General features: G+C 45.5%; 12 protein-coding genes. All 12 read left to right on the plus strand.

Annotated features, from left to right (window positions below; all coding sequences use genetic code 11):
* Positions 1-9: 9 nt before the first annotated feature.
* Positions 10-4,107 (plus strand): beta-N-acetylglucosaminidase domain-containing protein, encoded by a 4,098-nt coding sequence (locus J2Z65_RS11920; protein WP_167066165.1) that lies wholly within the window; start codon positions 10-12, stop codon positions 4,105-4,107.
* A 41-nt stretch (positions 4,108-4,148) separates the two neighbouring features.
* A complete protein-coding gene (locus J2Z65_RS11925; protein ID WP_167066162.1) occupies positions 4,149-6,890 on the plus strand; it encodes a cohesin domain-containing protein in 2,742 nt (913 codons plus the stop codon).
* A gap of 395 nt (positions 6,891-7,285) precedes the next feature.
* Positions 7,286-7,654, plus strand: coding sequence for a YhjD family protein (locus J2Z65_RS11930; RefSeq protein ID WP_167066159.1), 369 nt, complete (start codon positions 7,286-7,288; stop codon positions 7,652-7,654).
* Positions 7,655-7,659: 5 nt separating this feature from the next.
* Positions 7,660-8,931 (plus strand): DNA polymerase IV, encoded by a 1,272-nt coding sequence (locus tag J2Z65_RS11935; protein ID WP_167066586.1) that lies wholly within the window; start codon positions 7,660-7,662, stop codon positions 8,929-8,931.
* Positions 8,928-9,308: a YolD-like family protein gene (locus J2Z65_RS11940; protein WP_167066156.1), complete on the plus strand. Its 381-nt coding sequence runs from the start codon at positions 8,928-8,930 to the stop codon at positions 9,306-9,308. Before J2Z65_RS11935 ends, J2Z65_RS11940 begins: the two co-directional genes overlap by 4 nt.
* Before the next feature lie 77 nt (positions 9,309-9,385).
* A complete protein-coding gene (locus J2Z65_RS11945; RefSeq protein ID WP_147946845.1) occupies positions 9,386-9,595 on the plus strand; it encodes an alpha/beta-type small acid-soluble spore protein in 210 nt (69 codons plus the stop codon).
* A gap of 117 nt (positions 9,596-9,712) precedes the next feature.
* On the plus strand, positions 9,713-9,889 hold the full coding sequence (locus J2Z65_RS11950) for a hypothetical protein (protein ID WP_167066153.1): 177 nt from the start codon (positions 9,713-9,715) through the stop codon (positions 9,887-9,889).
* 514 nt (positions 9,890-10,403) lie between these two features.
* Positions 10,404-13,175 carry a glycoside hydrolase family 3 C-terminal domain-containing protein gene (locus tag J2Z65_RS11955; protein WP_167066150.1) on the plus strand — a complete coding sequence of 924 codons (2,772 nt, stop codon included), beginning with the start codon at positions 10,404-10,406 and terminating at the stop codon, positions 13,173-13,175.
* A gap of 72 nt (positions 13,176-13,247) precedes the next feature.
* Positions 13,248-15,029: an S-layer homology domain-containing protein gene (locus J2Z65_RS11960; protein WP_167066147.1), complete on the plus strand. Its 1,782-nt coding sequence runs from the start codon at positions 13,248-13,250 to the stop codon at positions 15,027-15,029.
* A 364-nt stretch (positions 15,030-15,393) separates the two neighbouring features.
* Positions 15,394-16,347: a carbohydrate ABC transporter permease gene (locus J2Z65_RS11965; protein WP_209855855.1), complete on the plus strand. Its 954-nt coding sequence runs from the start codon at positions 15,394-15,396 to the stop codon at positions 16,345-16,347.
* A 4-nt stretch (positions 16,348-16,351) separates the two neighbouring features.
* On the plus strand, positions 16,352-17,182 hold the full coding sequence (locus J2Z65_RS11970; RefSeq protein WP_167066144.1) for a carbohydrate ABC transporter permease: 831 nt from the start codon (positions 16,352-16,354) through the stop codon (positions 17,180-17,182).
* A 68-nt stretch (positions 17,183-17,250) separates the two neighbouring features.
* Positions 17,251-18,618, plus strand: coding sequence for an ABC transporter substrate-binding protein (locus tag J2Z65_RS11975; protein WP_167066141.1), 1,368 nt, complete (start codon positions 17,251-17,253; stop codon positions 18,616-18,618).
* Positions 18,619-18,672 lie beyond the last annotated feature (54 nt).

The following is an 18,672-nucleotide window of genomic DNA, read 5'->3' on the forward strand; positions in this document are numbered from 1 at the left end:
AATAACGAGATGTCGAGAAAGCTAATTAGCATTTTTCTAGCAATCTTTATGTTATCCAGTCTTGTGTCGGGCATGGCCAGCGCTGAGGCAGCTCCGAGTAGAAACGTATTGGAAGCATCTGCCGATAGCGGTACTTACGAGATATACCCATTGCCGCAGAAGGTGATCTATGCAGGGACGAATTTTACTATAACGGATGAAGTCAACGTCGTGATTGAACCTACCGTAGATGCAGCCACGCAAAATTTTTTGAATCAAGTACTTGCCTCCAAATCCTTGAAGGCGACGAAATCTGCGGCTGTCGTATCCGATAAAACCAACGTTCTCATAGGGACAAGGAGTTCCGGCGGATATGTAGACACCTACTTCGGTGCTCATATTCCCAACGATGCAGCGATTTTCGCCAAAAATGACGCCTATGTGTTAGACATTGACAAACAACTGGAGACGAAAGGCAGCATCGCGATACTGGGAGCTAATACGGATGCGGCATATTACGGGCTTGCGACATTGAAATTGATTTTCGATCAAATTCCCGGGAAAGATTTGAAATCAGTCAAATACGAAGACTATTCCGATGCCAAATGGAGAGGCTTCATTGAGGGCTTTTACGGATTCCCTTGGTCGCATGAAGACCGCAAAAGCTTAATGCGTTTTGGCGGGCAATTCAAAATGAATTCTTATATTTTTGCGCCTAAGAATGACCAGTACCATAATTCTGCTTGGAGAACGCTGTACCCGGCAGATGAACTGGCGAAAGTCAAAGAACTCGTCGATGTCGGACGAGAATCCAAAACCCAATTTGTATGGGCGATTCATCCCGGCTTCAGCATGATTAATTGGAATACGTATGACGCTGAGCTGGCAACCTTGTTAGCCAAGTTGGATCAGCTCTATAGCATAGGCGTTCGTCAATTCGGTTTATTTCTGGATGATATCTCCACAGCGCAATCTTTGACGGATAAAGATAAACATGTAAAGCTCATCACCGATGTTGCGAACTGGGCAGCAGCTAAAGGGGACGTTAAACCACTGATTTTTTGCCCGCCGTTTTACAATCAAGCCTGGACGGGAGAAAGCGGCAAGCCTTATCTCCAAGCGTTAAGTAAAGTTCCGGCAGATGTCGAAATCATGTGGACAGGAAGCGGTGTTGTCGGAACCGTAAACACGACCGATATGCAGTGGCCGAAAAATGCTACCGGCAGAGACCCGTACGTATGGTTAAATTGGCCGGTTAACGATTACAAGGATGCCAGACTTCTGTTGGGCAAAGGAGAAGTACTGAAGGCTGGAACGCATAATATTTCCGGTGTCGTCTCTAATCCCATGGGGAGTGCGGAGTTATCTAAAATTGCCTTGTTTGCCGTAGCCGATTTTACATGGAACAGCGACGACTTTAATGACAGTCAGAGTTGGTTGGATTCATTTAAGTATGTTGCGCCAGAGGCCGCATCTGAGCTCAATACGATAGCTTATCATATGAGTGACCCGTCACCAAGCGGACATGGGCTTCAAGTAGGGGAATCTGAAAACATCAAGGCACAGCTTGAACTGTTTTTGAGTACATTTAACAAAGGGGAAGCAGCGACGGAAACCGGAAATCAATTAATTGCAGAATTCGATCGAATATTGAATGCGATTACTTCATTTAGAGCAAAAAGCAGAAATGCAAAGATGCTGACCGAAATAGATCCCTGGTTAAATTCCTTGGAGGGTGTTGTGGAATCTGCTAAGTCCGCAACAAAGTCAGCGATGGCGCTGCAAAGCGGCGATATGCGTTTAGCGTGGGAAGAGTTGGCCAAAGCGGCGAATGCGATGTCTGATTCCAAAAATTACAAAATTAAGAAATTAAATTATCCGGACGTAACGGTAGAAGCCGGCTCCAAGCGATTAGTTCCATTTGCTAATGAATTGCTTCAAAAGCTGGATGCACGCATCTATACATCCCTGGATCCTGATTTTACCATTCCTACTGCAATGAGCTCCTACGGGTCGGTCTCAGGCTTAGATCAAATGATCGACGGCAATAAATCAACCTATGTGTACGTACAGACGATTCAAGTCAATGGCGACTGGTATGGCATTGATTTTGGGAAACCGATTCAGGTCAATGATGTTGATATTTTACAAGGTCGAACAGATACTGATTTTGATATTTTCCAGAAAGGGATATTGGAGTATTCCGTAGACGGGCAAAATTGGACGGCGATCGGAGCCGAACGATCCGGCTTTCATATTGCGGTTAGCGAGCTTGACCTGAAAGCCCGATATGTCAGATACCGGTTGACGCATGCCGGTATTCCCGGGGGTAAGCCTGATTTATGGACGGCGGTACGAGAATTTACGGTTAATGCAAAAAATGGAAAAGTAAAGCTCTATTCGAATGTGAACGAGCTTGCGCAAACGAGTGTAAACAGCACGGATGTAATGTCGCAAATTTCCAATCTTAACAATGTGAGCTTGAAGCCTTCGCAGTATGTTGGGATTCAGCTATTGTCGATTGAAAGGATTGCAGAAATTGCATTGCAAAGTACGAATGCCGAGATCGTACTGGAGACTTCGGAAAATGGATATGAATGGAACTCTGTCAAGGTAGGGGGTCCATATCCGAATGCAGCATATATCCGATTAATCAATAACACAAACACAGTACTCACATTTAATTTGACGAATTTGCAGGTTAAACTGCAAAAATTTAGTGCTCCAGTCGTTACCCATAACTATGAGAGTGTTTATCAAGGTGCGATTGCTGGTATATATGACGGCAATCTGGATGCAAAAGTATGGTTTGGCGGCAAACAATCTACAGGTAAATTCGTACAGGTTGACCTTGGCGGAGTAGTCAACGTGCAGAATGCTGCTGTGGTGATTGGCGACGGTGAGGGTGATTATTTCCGAAAAGGCGATCTTCAGCTATCTGTAGACGGGACGACGTGGGAAACGATTCACAGTTTCAATAATCCGGGAGATCGCAGTTTGAATTTCCCTGATCATGAGGTTCCATACCGATATAAACGCGTTCAAGTCGCTAATAAGCCGGCCAGATACATCCGATTGATTTCAACGGTCAATAACGAAGCTTGGCTTGCGCTTAATGAAATCATTGTCAATGAAGGTCTGGATAAGCCCGGAACCGAGCTTCCTGCATTTCAAGTAAACCCACAAGGGGACACGGGTAAAGAGGCCTTTTACACAACGGATCATAAATTATCTACGTTCTACACGCCAAAGGGTGATGCGAAGCCCGGCTATTTGAACTACAAGTTGTCCAAGTTTACTGAGGTAAGCCAAGTGATTATTTTGCAAAATCCAACGAGCATTTCTAATGCCGAAGTATCGGTAAGGGATGGATACGGCTGGCATCAGGCTGGTACGCTATCCCAATCGTACAACGCGATAAATACGGCTAATTACGAGCATGTCCTGGAAGTGAGAATTCAGTGGAACGGCGTCGTCAAACCTCAAATCTATGAAATCATCCCTGTTCAGCGTGAGGGAGGCTTCTTCCCGGCAACAACTTTAACGGCAGGAAGCTCCGTCGTTGGAGGCCAAGATTTCAACGTACAAATCGGGCTGAACAACGTTACGCATGCTGTGTATGCGGAGGATATTACGCTTGATTATGATGCCAACGTGCTGGAATTCGTGTCTGCGAAGTCCTTGCCGTCAGGGATCAGTCTCTTGTCAACAGGGAAGTCTACGCTCGGCAAAATCCGCATGCTTGTGGCCAGTGAAGGCGCGGGGCATGCGATTACCGGCAATTTGCAGCTGCTGGAGCTGACATTCCGAGCGAAAACAGTGTCGCAGGCGAGGGAAGGTACGATCTCGGTATCCAAAGCGATATTGGCTGATGGACAGGGAACGGAATTGGGTGCGGCAGCTTCCTCCATGAAGATCAATGTGATGCCGATCGTTAACCCAGGTATCCCTGGCGATGTGAATCATGACGGCAAAGTGAGCATTGGCGATCTCGCCCTCGTGGCGGCGAATTATGGCAAAGATTCGGGCATTCCGGATTGGGAGCTGGTGAAGCAAGCCGACGTAACGAACGATGGCAAGATCGGTCTGGAGGACCTTGTCTTCATTGCCAGCAAAATTGTTGAGTAAATCGGGAATGTATGAAGCTGTAACAGAAGGGAGATTTAAAAATGTTAGCCTTAGAAATGGAGAATTTGCTGAAAAGGATAGCAGTCTTTCTATTCATTGCTTGTTTCTTGTTCATGAGCAATATTGTGCCGCCACAACCGGCTCATGCGCTCGAGAATGGCTTGGGTCGCACGCCAATGATGGCATGGTCCAGCTGGAATGCATTCCGTGTTAAAATTAATGAGCAATTAATTAAGGAGGAAACAGATGCGCTGGTCAACAGCGGAATGAAAGCGGCGGGCTACACGAATATTAATATTGACGATGGGTTTTTTGGGGGCCGGGACGCGAATGGCTTTGTGCAACCGAATTCTAGATTTCCGAACGGTATGAAAGCAGTCGCGGACTATATCCATTCGAAAGGCTTGAAAGCAGGGATTTATACCGATGCAGGCAGAAATACATGCGGGTATTACTGGGATAAAGCCGATGACTTATCGCAGCCAGGTGATGGAAGCTACGATCATCGCCAACAAGATTTTGATATGTTTATTAAAACCTGGGGATACGATTTTATTAAAGTTGACTGGTGCGGCGCAGACAAGATGGGACTGAACCCTCAAACGGAATATACCAAAATACGAGATCATATTTTGGCAACGGGAATTCCGGTTATGTACGAAGTATGCAATTGGAGATTTCCAGGTGCTTGGGTGACGGATGTAGGCAATCAATGGCGTGTATCGGGAGACATCGCTCCGAAATTCAGTTCAATCATGGATATCGTTGATCTAAATGCGGATCTGGCGCAGTATGCAGGTCCAGGTCACTTTAACCATATGGATATGCTGCAAGTAGGCAACGGCATGAGTTATGAAGAGGATAAAACTCATTTCAGCATGTGGTCGATTATGGCTTCTCCGCTGATTGCAGGTAATGATTTACGTACGATGTCTCAGCAAACGAAGGATATTTTGACGAATACAGAGGTCATCGCTATCGATCAGGATCCGGCAGGTATTCAAGGAACCCGCATGATCGATAATGGCGATCAGGAAGTATGGGTTAAGCCGCTCGGTTCTGCAAACAGCGGAGAAAAAGCAGTCGGTTTGCTGAATCGTGGAGACACTGCAGTGAATATGTCAGTAAATTGGGACAATATCGGTCTTGATACCAACGTAACGGTTCGGGATTTGTGGGCGCATCAGGATAAAGGTATAATTGCAAATTCCTATCATGTAAATGTCCCTGCGCACGGAATTGTACTTCTGAAAGTTAAGGGAACTCCAATTCCGCCGACGCCAATTTTCGTGACAAAGTTCGAGGCGGAGTCCTCTGCCAACACTTTGAGCGGAGCCGTTCGTATCGGTAGTGAATCAAGCGCTTCCAACGGCAAAAAAGTAGGATGGATCGGGAATGGTGCTGCAAACACGATTACATTTAATAAAGTGATTGCACCTATTGCAGGAGATTATACGGTAAATATCAGATATTACTCCGGAGAAGTTAGGGCAGTGAAGATATCTGTCAATGGCGGGGCAGCGGAAACGATTAATTTTGCAGCCGCAGGCAATTGGACAACTGGCCAAACAAAAGCCGTGACATTGCGGCTGAACGCCGGGGAGAACACGATAAAATTCAGCAACGATACCGCTTATGCCCCTGATATCGATTATATTGAGTATGTGCCTCCTAAGCTGGTAAGTGTCACAGCGCCGGTTAACGTCACCGGGTTGGCGAACGGAACGGCGAGGACTGCCAGCGCCCTTGGGCTGCCTGAAACCGTAGAACTTGTTACCGATGTTGGAAAAGGGAATGCCAATGTTCTCTGGAATGTAGATGGAACAGGCTACATTCCAGAAGTCAAAACAGAGCAAACGTTCACAGTAAATGGAACAGTCAGCTTGCCTCTTGGCGTAGCCAATCCGAACAACGCAGCATTGACAACCGACATCAACGTTACTGTAAATGCAGCGTCATCCGCGCCGCAGTCTACATTGACAGGATTAAAGCAGGTTAACTCTGGCCAAACTTTCGATGTTAAGCTGGGATTGAGCAATATCTGGCAAAGCGGATACCAGACGGTATATGCGCAAGATGCGACGCTTCTCTATGATCCGACTATTTTGAAGTTCGAGTCAGTTGCATCGCTGAAGGAAGGATTCCAAGTCATCGACCAAAAGGAGACAGCACCGGGGCAAGTCCGGATTGTGGCTGCTGGCGTAGGTGCCAACGTGCCTGCCCAAGGGGATGTGCTCGTACTCAGATTTGCGGCCAAATCTGTAGCTCAGGCAACTAACACGACCATTACAGTTGACCATGTTGTGATTGCCAACGGACAGGGGAATGAACTGCAGGTCGGCGAAGCCTCCCAAGCTGTACAAATCAGCAGTATATCCGTAGATAAGTCGCTTCTGAATGCATCAATCGATAGTGCCCAGGCAAAATACGATGCTGCAGTGGAAGGCGACGGAGACGGATTGTATGCAGCAGGCTCCAAATCGCAGTTTAAGTCAGCAATCGATGCAGCACGTGCAACAGCAAACAATGGGAATGCCCTTCAGCAACAGGTGGACAGCGCGAAGGCTGCATTGGATGCAGCCGTTCAAGTGTTCGACGCCAAACGAATTTCTGCAGATATCAATGGACAAGGTGGCGTCACTGTAGGCGACTTGGCGATTGTCGCGGCGGCATTCGGTAAAGTTCAAGATCAAGTAGGCTGGAACGAAAAAGCGGACGTGAACCATGACGGCAAGGTTGACGTTGTAGACCTTGCAGTCGTAGCAAAAGCAATTCTTCAATAAAAACTGTTTTGCAAAATGGTAGAAGGGAATCTGTAAGACGGGGGGATTTTGGTTTTCCCTGTCTTTTTTTATGGGCAAAGAATGATATAATACGATGGGCTTAGCGGATCCATCATGGGTGTAACTCGGCATCCCCATGCTGATGGCGCCGGCGTTTGATCCGGTGTTGTCCGGCTGGCTGGTCGATTCTGTCAGCTGGCACTGGATTTTCATGTCGGCGGCGAGTCAGCTCCGATTCACTTGTTCCATTTATGTTAATAATTGTAAAGTTGATACCCCCATTGGCTGTAAATGGCTGGTGGGGATTTTTTTTTCTAAAAATCACTTGCATAGCGAATACGTGTTCGGTATATAATGTAAAACACAAACACATGTTCTTATTCTGAGGTGGTTAAATGAGTGTCATTACACATATCGAGACTGACGAAGATATTCAATTAATCAAACAATTTACACTGTTTCCTATTTTGCTGGATATGTTGTCCAGGGATTCGGAGGTGCTCAAGGTTCACAAGGATAAAATTGTATATGGTCATGTTCTGTTTTACTTAAAAGAAGTTGAGAACGCTATTTACCCTGAATTGCAAAGTATTAGAAGTACCATGAAAAAGCGGGATATCAAAGTGCTGCATACATCAACCACTTCATTTGGCATTCACATTGAATATAAAGTTCGTGGCTACATTCACCATTTCACAATGCTTCGAAGTTTGATTAAGGCTGAACTTATGACAACACTCATGAGAATGCGGAGGTCATTGTAATGGGAATGAGAGAAAAAAGCGATCGCACGATCTACCTCTCGGATTGCCAATCTTTTTACGCAAGCGTCGAGAAGGCTTCTCATCCAGGTCTTGAACATCTCCCAGTTGTTGTGGCCGGGGACCCGGCTAGGCGCTCTGGAATTATTTTGGCGGCATGCCCTATCGCTAAAGGCTTTGGAATTAGTACGGCTCAGCGTCTTGGCGAAGCACTTCAATTGTGTCCAAATGTGATTGTAATGCGGCCGCACATGCAGCGTTATATCGATGTATCCCTTGCGATTACGGATATTTACAAAGAGTACACGGATCTAGTGGAAGTGTTTTCGATCGATGAACAATTTTTGGACGTGACAGGCTCGCTTAATCATTTTCGCTGTACGCCAGAACAACTGGCCGTCATGATTCAAAAGAAGGTCGCGGCCTCGATGAACGTACGAATTCGGGTTGGTATTGGTCCTACCAAAATCCTCGCTAAGCAGGCGACGGACAATTTTGCCAAAAAGAATGCAAACGGGATTTTTACACTAGGCAAAGAAGATGTTGAGAAAGTGCTGTGGCCGCTTAGCGTCGATAAGATGTATGGCGTTGGATCACGCATGACCAGACATTTTGTCGCACTTGGCATGACCACAATTGGTCACGTTGCAAGGACACCGATGCATATTCTTAAACAGAAATTTCGCGCGCGTTTTGGTAAACAATCGGACATTCAAGCGGAAGTCATGTGGCGTACAGCGAACGGTCTCGATGATAGTCCAGTCACGCCAGGAACGTTCAATGTTGCTCCGAAATCAATTGGTCACGGAATGACCTTACCGCGAGATTACACAACGGCTGAAGAAGTGGATATCGTGCTTTTGGAATTAACGGAAGAAGTTTGCCGCGATGCGCGCACAAAAGGATATACAAGCGGGACCGTTCACGTTTTCTGCATGTGCTCGCCATATGATGCTCCTACCGGATTTAGTCAGCAGCGCAAAATGCCTTTTGCCACGAACAATACGCTAAAAGTTTTCGGGTCCGTTCGCGAGATCTTTCATCGTAACTGGAACGGTCATCCGGTGCGTAAAGTCGGCGTTACGCTAGGATCACTTGAAGACGAGGAAGTTACACAGCTGGATCTTTTTGAAGATGTAACAAAGCTGCGCCAACTCGATAGCGTTCTGGATGGGATCAAAGACCGTTTTGGGAGTACGGCAATTATTCGCGCTTCGAGTTTAATGAAAGCTGGCCTGGCAGCGGATAGAGCTGGCAAAATTGGAGGTCATTACAGATGAGTAAGAAATTAGAACTTAACGGTCTTTGGGAGTCTAGTCGGATGATGCTTCCTCAACATAAAGAGTCTGCCATTCGAAATCGAAGGGAAAGTCAACGTATCTCGCGTCCTATACATGATGTGCAAGAAATACAACACATATCAGCCGTTCTGAGTCTATCGCAGATGTACAAGAAACCGGTCGATTTAGTTTTGTATGAAGAATTTAAGACTCGCTCAATTACCGGTATCGTAGCGCGCAGCAAACATGGAGAATTTCGATTAGACACGGTTGATCCGTTTAGTGGAGCAAAGGATTGGGAATGGATTGCTTACAGAGATGTTCTGAAGGCAGAGTTGAGTAAAGAATGGACAGAAGAAGAAATGATCGATCCATAAATTTAGGATATGAATGCATAAGAATTCCTTTCACTCCACATGATACTATTACACCAAGAAAAGGAGTGATTTTTTCCATGGCAAATAATAACACACTGGTTGTTCCTCAAGCAAAAGCAGCTTTAAATCAAATGAAATTTGAAGTCGCTCAACAATTAGGCATACCTTTACAACCCGAGGGCTACAATGGAAATCTTGCCACACGCGATGCAGGCTCTATTGGTGGAAACATTACAAAGCGATTAGTACAAATGGCTGAACAACAGCTTCAAGGCTTTCAACGTTAGTCCTTTGATGTAGGAGCAAGCTCAAAAAAGACTTCAATCACCTGTCCTCCTTAGGTGAATGCAGTCTTTTTATTTTGATAATATTTACATGCAACACAGAACAGGAGGTGATACAAAATGACTCCAAGGGGAAACCAAAAATCTACAGGTGAAACAAATGACCTTAATCCGAATATACCGAGTTCAACGGCAGCAGATGTTTTACATACAACGGATGAAGTTAAAAGTATGAATGACCGGATAAAGGTAGATACGACACCTGAGACATGTCGTGCGAGTTTAGATGGGAATTAATTTGTGTATGAAACCACCTTGGATAATGGTGGTTTTTTTATAGTCTAGTAGGGCAACTGCGAATCAGCAGTTGCCTTTGCAATTGTTGTAGATGGCTTCAGCTTCCCGCAAGCAGTCCAGCGCGGGCCGGCCCCTAAGCCGGCGGGAAGGCAACCGGTATTAATCTATTTTTAAGACTCCATATAAAGATATTGATCTAAGTGGAAAAGATATAGAATTCCACAATCATCCAAATTCTTCTATATTAAAATCGTACCTTAGCAAGGGGCGAATAAGATAAAGAAAAGGTTACGGTTGTATCATCATGTAAGCACTTTCAAATAACGCTGCAACCGTTCTGGGAACATGGAGGTGATTGAGTATAAGTCATAAACCGCTAGCTGTTTGAAGACTAACTCTATCGCCAAAAGAGAACAGCGCAGGAGTAAGCTGCATTGGCGTGGAACGAGGAAACCCTTGTCCCATCTGCCTCGGCGATTGCCGAGAGCTATCATACCATTAGGAGTGATTCAGTTTGGCTTCTTTCTTTCATTCGAAAAAACGTAAGCTTGCATCACTGATTTTGTCGTTGACCCTCACCTTCACCTTCGCCAGCAGCGCCTTCGCCGACACTACGCCATCGAATCCAGCTTTACCCTGGATGAACACGTCGCTCACACCCGAGGTGCGTTCCGGACTTCTCATCGGCGCGATGACGTTAGACCAAAAGATCCAACAGCTCGCAGGGAGTCCCGGAACGAACCCGGAGCTTCCCCAATGCGGAAGCACTTTTCGGCACGTTAACGGTATTCCCGAGCTCGGGATTCCGAATTTCCGGATTACCAACGGCCCCGTCGGTCTTGGTGGTGGAGACTGCAACCCTCAGGACAAAGCCACCGCTCTTCCCGTCGCACTCGGTCTTGCGGCTAGTTTCGATACAGACCTCGCGTACTCCTTCGGGAACCTGATGGGTGGGGAGGCGCGCACGCTCGGTTTGCACGAGCTTGAAGGGCCAGGTATGAATCTAGCACGCGTTGGCGAGGGTGGCCGTAACTTCGAGTACATGGGGGAAGACCCCTACCTCGCCGGCATCCTGTCTTCGAGTGAAATCCATGGGATTCAAGATAACAACGTCATCGCGATGGCGAAGCACTATGCGCTCAATGATCAGGAGAAAAACCGCAACTCGGTCAGTGTCAACATCGCAGAGAACGTGCTGCACGAGCTTTATCTGCTGCCGTACGAGATGTCGGTTAAGGCTGGGAACGTCGCCTCGATCATGTGCTCGTACAACCGGGTCGGCGGTACCTACGCTTGCGAAAACGAGTACCTGCTGAAGACCGTCCTGCGTGACATGTGGGGCTTCAAGGGATATGTTCAGTCCGACTTCGGAGCCACGCACTCGACTGCCATGGCGCTTAATGCCGGTTTAGATTTTGAGATGCAGTCTGGCACGTGGTTCTCGAATGCAAGAATTAAAGCGGCACTCGCAGACGGCAGCCTCAACATTAACACAATCAACAAGGCTCTCGACCATCGGTACGTGCAGATGTTTAAATTCGGCGTCTTTGACCGGCCGACCGTGCAGGGCACCATCGACGCTCAGGCTAATGGGGCTAAATCACGCGAGATTGCTGAGCAGACTGCGGTTCTGCTGAAGAACAGCAATGATCTGCTCCCGCTCAAATCCTCCGTGAAGTCAATTGCCCTAATTGGCCAGGCTACCTTCGCTGACGCTGCAGTCGCCGGTGGCGGCGGCAGCTCGCGTGTCTTGCCGTTGTACACAGTCACTCCGCTTCAGGGTCTGCAAAATACGCTGGCGAAGCTGGGTTCGAAAGCAACGATCACCAAGGTAATCGTGGACAATAACAACAGTAATCTCTCTGCGGCTGTTGCTGCAGCGAAGAATGCCGATGTTGTAATTCTCATGGCTGGCGTCGTGACCAGCGAGGGCTCGGACCGTCCTAGCCTTTCCTTACCGAACAATCAGGACGAGATGATCTCTGCCGTCGCTGCCGCCAACAAGAACACCGCGCTCGTGCTCAAGGATGGTGATCCTGTCCTCATGCCATGGATCAACCAAGTTCCTGCGGTCCTCGAAGCTTGGAACCCGGGCGAGGAGGACGGCAATGCCGTCGCTAACTTGCTTTTCGGGCTCGCCAACCCTTCCGGTAAGCTTCCGGTAACTTACCCTGTCTCCAAAGCAGACACGCCAACTAGCACGGAAGATCGCTACCCGGGTATCGGTTCCGGTGCTGGAGTGGTCCCTCAGGTGTACTATTCCGAGGATTTGAAGATGGGGTACCGTTGGTATGACGCCCAGGGTATCGCTCCGCAGTTCGCTTTCGGTTACGGACTGTCCTACACCAATTTTAAGATTTCTAAACTTTCCGTTACGCAGAAAAGCAATGATGGGACCAAGCCGATTCAGGTGTCTGTTTCTGTGAAGAACACCGGAACTGTCGCGGGTGCTGAAGTTCCTCAGGTCTACTTGGGTCTGCCCGAGAGTGCAAACCAGCCGCCTAAGCGACTAGTGGGCTTCAAGAAGATCTGGCTCGCCCCTGGCGAGGAGAAACAGGTTACGATCACAATCGACCCGGCTGCGTCGAACCATCCATTGTCCATCTGGGACGCCGACGCTGACGCGTGGAAAACCCTTGATGGTAATTACAAGGTGTACGTCGGCAACTCCTCGAACAACATCACGTTAACTGACACAATTACGGTGGGAAAAACGGCTACTTTGACCGGGAAAATTTCCGCAACAGCGGGAGAAACATTTAGCTTGAAATACGGAATGAAAAATGTAACTAGCAGTGTGTATCAGGCTGTTTATGCTCAGGATCTGACACTTAATTTTGATCCGACTCAATACGAATTTGTGAATGCGCAGTCTTTGAAAACAGGGTTATCTGTTGTTAAACAAGAGCAAATCGAGCCTGGCAAAGTACGGATACTATTAGCCAGCTTAGGGGCAGGCAACGCAGTGAAAATGGATGGTGACTTATTAAGCCTGCAATTCAAAGCAAAGACAAACATCCAGTTTGCGAATCCCATTTCCATAAATAGCATCGTTATATCGAATGCGAATGGGGATACGACTCAACTTGCAGATGTTTCTCAAATCTTCAATCTAGCCGATTTTAACAGTAACGGTGTAATGGACATCGGTGACTTGGGCATTATTGCCGCTGCATACGGCAAGAAATCAAGTGATGCGGATTGGGCTATGTATCAGTCAAAGGATCTGAACAATGATGGGAAAATCGATATTTTCGATCTAGCTAGGGTAGCACAACTAATTTAATCAACTATTTGTAAAGCACGGGGGAAAGTTTAGAAACTTTCCCTTGCTTTTATCGAAAGGATGGTCTTCAAAGTGAGACGAAAATTACAGTTATTCGGCTTATTGGTTTTGATGAGTATCATGTTTTTGCTGCCACAGGCCGCTTTTGCTGATACGGCTCCATCTTTTTCATTGGGGCTTAATGCCTCCCAGGTGTCGCTGGGCAACGACATTCAGGTTACGATTACGGCAAACAATATAACCGATCTTTATGCTTATGAACTGAATCTCGATTTCGATCCTACAATGCTTGAGTTTAAAGGAATCAGCAACGGTGATTCCGATGGGTTTTCGGTTGATCCTCAGGTGAATGAGAATCAGCTTCAATATGCGTATACGAAGGTTGGCAAAGTACCGGGAGATAGTGGAACTGTAAAACTTGCCACAGCAACATTCAAAACCATCCGTCAAGGGAGCGCTGTTTTTCAGCTGAAAAGCGTGAAGTTTGTGAATAGTAATTTGAATGATTATACGTACAATACGGATGCGATGGTGTCGGCACTGATCGTCACGAGTAGTGACGGTACACCAACACCAACACCAACACCAACACCAACGCCAACTAGCGGTGGTTCAGGCGGATATTCAGGAGGTGGTAGTACGATCCCGCAAAATGGCACTGCTAACCCGGGAACCATCGTCATGCAAGCCGGGGATGCGACAGTGGATGCAGCGACGAAAACGGCAATCTTTACTTTAACGGAAGCCAATTGGGAGAAGGCAATTGGGCAAGTTTCAGCAAATGCAAAAGGAGTCAAGAATATAAAGTTTGAAATGAAGGAAGTACCTGGCGCGAAAGAGTATAAACTACAAATTCCATCGAAATTACTCTCAAATAATGAGTACTCGGTTCAAATAGAAGTTGAATCGCCAATTACATCGTTATTCATACCGAATAACATGTTCCATGCCGATGAACTATCCAGTGCAATTGTCACGCTGAAAATCGGTGAAGCGGATGTTAGCAAGTTGGGCAATGATGTTCTGAATCGAATTGGCTACCGGACCTCCATTGATATAAGCATGCAAGATGGCAGCAAAACGATAGCCTGGAACAATCCGAGTGCTCCAGTAGCAGTACACATGCCTTATTCGCCAAATGAAGATGAAAAGCAGCAACTTGAACATATCGTTGTATGGTTTTTGTCTGACGATGGACAACCAGTCCCGGTACCAAATGGCAGATATGATATGAAAACGGGTGCAGTTGTATTTACGACAACACACTTTAGTAAATATGCAGCAGCATTTGTGCAAAAGACGTTTAATGATATTGTTTCCCTGGATTGGGCAAAAAATCAGATTGAAGTACTTGCAGCGAAAGGAATTATTAACGGAACCTCAGACAACCTTTTTGACCCCAATAAGCCAGTCACACGCGCTGACTTTTTAGTCATGCTTGTTCGCGCTTTAGAGCTAGACAGCTCTAGGGGAATGGGAGACAAATTTGCAGATGTACAAGAAGGCGTTTATTACGACCGATCTTTGAGAATAGCAAGAGGAATGGGGATTACGGAAGGAGCGGGCGACAATTTGTTTAAACCTGCTGAACCTATCACAAGGGAAGACATGATGGTGTTAGCAGAGCGTACACTGAGAGTGGCGAAACAAATGACGATCCCTTCAAATCAAGAGCAACTAAAACAATTTAACGACTATTTACATGTATCTGATTATGCGGTTCATAGCGTAGCCTCTCTAATCGAGATGGGGCTTGTTCATGGTTATGATAATGCTATTCATCCTAAAGATACGACGAATAGAGCTCAAGCAGCGGTTTTGATTTATAACATTTTCACTAATTTGTATAAATAATTCAATGAGGAAAGTCGAATGATATTCGAGCTGATCCTTTCAAACAAATTATTTTCTGTAAAGAAAAAATACTTTGATGTGCTTGCTCTTTCTGCTCCTTATAATGAAAGTATAACAGCATACTCGACTCATTTATTTTGGATAGGAACATAGCCCATATGTTCCTTTTCTTGATTTCAAACTGGGGTTTTCACATGAAAATAGATTCAATTGAGGAAAAGATTTTGATAAGAGCTAAAAAGATATTGAATTCCAAACCCAACCCATTCTCCCTATATTTATATTATAGCTAAACGGAGTGAGGTGGATGAGTCCGATAAGATTCGCTGTAATTCTGTAATTCATGGAGAAAGAGAGGAAACAAATGAGTGCCAACACGATCTACTCAGATAAACTGCCGACCAGCCCGGCAAACACACTAAAGCGAAAACGAATGAAACGCCCACGAACACACTGGTTGCCCTATATGTTAATTGCACCCGCCGTTCTACTCATTATGAGTTTCTTATTTTACCCGATGGCCAATGTGTTTTATTATAGCTTTCAGAATTTTAATCCAGCCAAGCCTTATTATAACGGATTTATCGGTTTAGATAATTTCAAGAGCATCTTTAGTCAGGACGAATTGTTTTACTCCAGCTTGCTGATCTCTTTTAAGTGGGTATCCATAGAAGTTGTATTTCAGTTAATATTTGGCCTGCTGATTGCATTGCTCTTAACGCAGACTTTTGCTTTTCGCGGTTTGTTCCGATCCATTTCGATTATGCCTTGGGCGGTCTCGGGGGTCATAACATCTACGATGTGGTCACTGCTTTTCAATGAGCATATGGGGCTTATCAACAGCTTGTTCGTTAAATTCGGCTTCATCGAAAAAAACTTCGCATGGCTGGCAGATTTAAATACCGTTTTTCCCGCTGTCATCATTACAGAACTATGGAGGGGGATTCCATTCTTCGCGATCACCATGTTGGCAGCCTTGCAAACGGTACCTCAGGATTTATACGAATCCGCTAGGGTTGATGGTGCGGGACGGTGGAAGTCATTCATTCATATCACTCTTCCGTTTTTGAAAAATTCGATTATTCTTTCCACCTTGCTGAGAGCCGTTTGGGAGTTCAATAATGTTGACTTAATTTTTACGATGACTGGTGGCGGGCCGGCTAATGAAACAACGACATTAACGATGTATGTGGCCAATCAAGCAATTATTTCTCAAAACTTTGGATATGGATCTGCCTTGACCGTAATCAGCTTTATCATTCTGCTCGTGTTTGCAATGGGCTATCTGAAACTTAGCCGTTTTGGCAAGGAGGGATAGACCTATGTTGAAAAAATTGGATCGACTATTTATTTTAAGACTGCCGCTTTTGCTGACGATGGCGTTTACTCTATTTCCAATCTACTGGGCTTTAGTGACATCTCTTAAACAAGAAGGGGACATTACAAAGCTACCTATTCGTTATTGGCCGGAAAGGATCACCTTTGATAATTATGTAGTTGCATGGAAAAATGTTGGATTTTCGATTTTCTTTAAGAATAGCGTGCTTGTCTCGGGAATGACTGTGATTATCGTGCTAGTCTGTTCGGTATTGGTTGGGTATGCCATCAGTCGATTTAAATTCAAAGGGAAAAATGCCTTCATGATCATGCTGCTCTGTACGCAATTTGTGCCTGGCGCCATGCTGTTGATTCCGTTATTTATGATTTTCAAACAATTAGGTCTGACGAGTAACCTTCTTGCGCTCATTATTACTTACAGTACGTTTCAACTTCCGTTCAATGCACTGCTTATGAGTGGCTTTATTAGCAATATCCCAGAAGCACTGGAAGAAGCTGCTATGATGGATGGTTGCAGCCGGTTGAAAGCGATCTTTCTTGTGATCTTCCCGATCCTGCTTCCCGGTATAGTCGCGACCACAGTTTTTACCTTCATTAGTGCCTGGAACGAGTTCCTGTTTGCATTAATGTTCATTAGTAAACCGGCACTGTTTACACTGCCTGTCGGCTTACGCTATATGCAAGGAGAGTTTGATATCCATTACGGTGCACTTGCTGCCGGAAGCCTTATTTCTTTGCTGCCTGCTATCATTTTATTCAGTTTTGTACAGAAATATCTGGTTCAGGGCATGGGTTCCGGAGCTGTAAAAGGTTAAGTTTGATCTAATTCCCCAGGGAGTTAGCCTAGATACCTATTATAAGTTAAAAAGGGAGATGTTGAAGCATGAGAAAATTGAATGTGGTCCTTACTTTGGGAGTTCTTGGTTTTTCAATACTTTTATCCGGCTGCGGTGTCGGCACGAGTAACAGTACCGTTAGTCAGGCCAGTAGTAAGCCTGATGATGCTACAAAATCTGCTGTTACAACCAAGCCGGCAGAGCATGTAAATCTAGTCTTCTGGGATGAGAACGCAGGACCTGATCGTACGCCATATTTACAGGAAATTATTAAACGTTTTCAAACGAAAAATCCGAACATTTCAGTTGAATATGTCGGTATCCCGTTCTCCTCGGCCAAGCAGAAGTATGATGTTGCGATTGCTTCCAATGATACGCCGGATATCGGAGGAGTTACCGGAATTTGGATCTCAGACTTTGCTGCCAAGGGTACGCTCCTGCCCTTAGATCCTTTCTTCGATAAATGGAGCGACAAGGACAAAATCACCAAAAGTTTAGTTGATTACAATCGTACTTTGGTACCTGATAAAAAGCTGTACCAAATTCCAAGTACCATGTATTTAGATGTCTTCTGGTACCGATCCGATTTGATCAAAAATGCGGGTCTGAAGCCGCCTACTACATGGAACGACTTTTTCATAGATGCCGAGAAGTTGACGGATGCAAGCAAAAATCAATACGGATACACCATCCGTGGGGGATCAGGAAGTATTAATCAGTTGACTACTGTCATGTATGCATATTCTGGTCTGGAGCATTACTTTGATGCCAAGGGTAAAGCTACAGTAAATGATCCGAAGAATCTGGAGTTTTTGAAGAAGTATGTAGGAATGTATAAGAAATATACACCTACGAGTGATATTACTAACGCTTATAAAGAGATGGTGGCTACGTTCGATACGGGAACGTCTGCAATGGTTCAACACAACTTTGGTTCTTATAACAACCACTTTCAAGCACTCGGTGAAGGAAAATTCGCCTCAACGATTTTACCGAAATCAGACAACGGCAAAACAATCGTGGCTCCAACTGCGAATGGTTATGGAATATTTAAAAACAGCAAGCATCCGGAAGAAGCTTGGGAGTTTTTCAAATATATGCTTTCCAGTGAATCCCAAGCCTATTGGAATGAAAAAATCGGTCAAATGCCTATCAATGTAGACGCGCTGCAAAGTGACTACGTGAAGAAATCGCAACACATTCAAGACGGTGCCAATGTAATGGCTGACAAAAACACAGTTGTATTAGATGTGCCGAGTTATTTGCCTGACTACAGCAGTATATTGGCTCAAACATTGGAACCTAATTTTCAAAAGGTAATGTCAGGGACAATGACAGCCGAAGCCTTTCTTGATGGTTGGGCCAGCGCGATGGAAAAGGCGAAAATGGAATATGATAAAGGAATCAAGAAATAGCTGAAACTTGCCAAACCGTCTGAGGAGGAAGGTCGTCTAACCCGTCCGAAAAGT

It is taken from the genome of Paenibacillus aceris (genome assembly GCF_017874035.1).
In the GTDB taxonomy this organism is placed as follows: Bacteria; Bacillota; Bacilli; order Paenibacillales; family NBRC-103111; genus Paenibacillus_E; species Paenibacillus_E aceris.

Excerpts from the sequence above, each read along its gene's own strand:
- J2Z65_RS11920 (WP_167066165.1), top strand. The coding sequence starts at position 10 with ATGTCGAGAAAGCTAATTAGCATTTTTCTAGCAATCTTTATGTTATCC.
- J2Z65_RS11925 (WP_167066162.1), top strand. The coding sequence starts at position 4,149 with ATGTTAGCCTTAGAAATGGAGAATTTGCTGAAAAGGATAGCAGTCTTT.
- J2Z65_RS11930 (WP_167066159.1), top strand. The coding sequence starts at position 7,286 with ATGAGTGTCATTACACATATCGAGACTGACGAAGATATTCAATTAATC.
- J2Z65_RS11935 (WP_167066586.1), top strand. The coding sequence starts at position 7,660 with ATGAGAGAAAAAAGCGATCGCACGATCTACCTCTCGGATTGCCAATCT.
- J2Z65_RS11940 (WP_167066156.1), top strand. The coding sequence starts at position 8,928 with ATGAGTAAGAAATTAGAACTTAACGGTCTTTGGGAGTCTAGTCGGATG.
- J2Z65_RS11945 (WP_147946845.1), top strand. The coding sequence starts at position 9,386 with ATGGCAAATAATAACACACTGGTTGTTCCTCAAGCAAAAGCAGCTTTA.
- J2Z65_RS11950 (WP_167066153.1), top strand. The coding sequence starts at position 9,713 with ATGACTCCAAGGGGAAACCAAAAATCTACAGGTGAAACAAATGACCTT.
- J2Z65_RS11965 (WP_209855855.1), top strand. The coding sequence starts at position 15,394 with ATGAGTGCCAACACGATCTACTCAGATAAACTGCCGACCAGCCCGGCA.
- J2Z65_RS11970 (WP_167066144.1), top strand. The coding sequence starts at position 16,352 with ATGTTGAAAAAATTGGATCGACTATTTATTTTAAGACTGCCGCTTTTG.
- J2Z65_RS11975 (WP_167066141.1), top strand. The coding sequence starts at position 17,251 with ATGAGAAAATTGAATGTGGTCCTTACTTTGGGAGTTCTTGGTTTTTCA.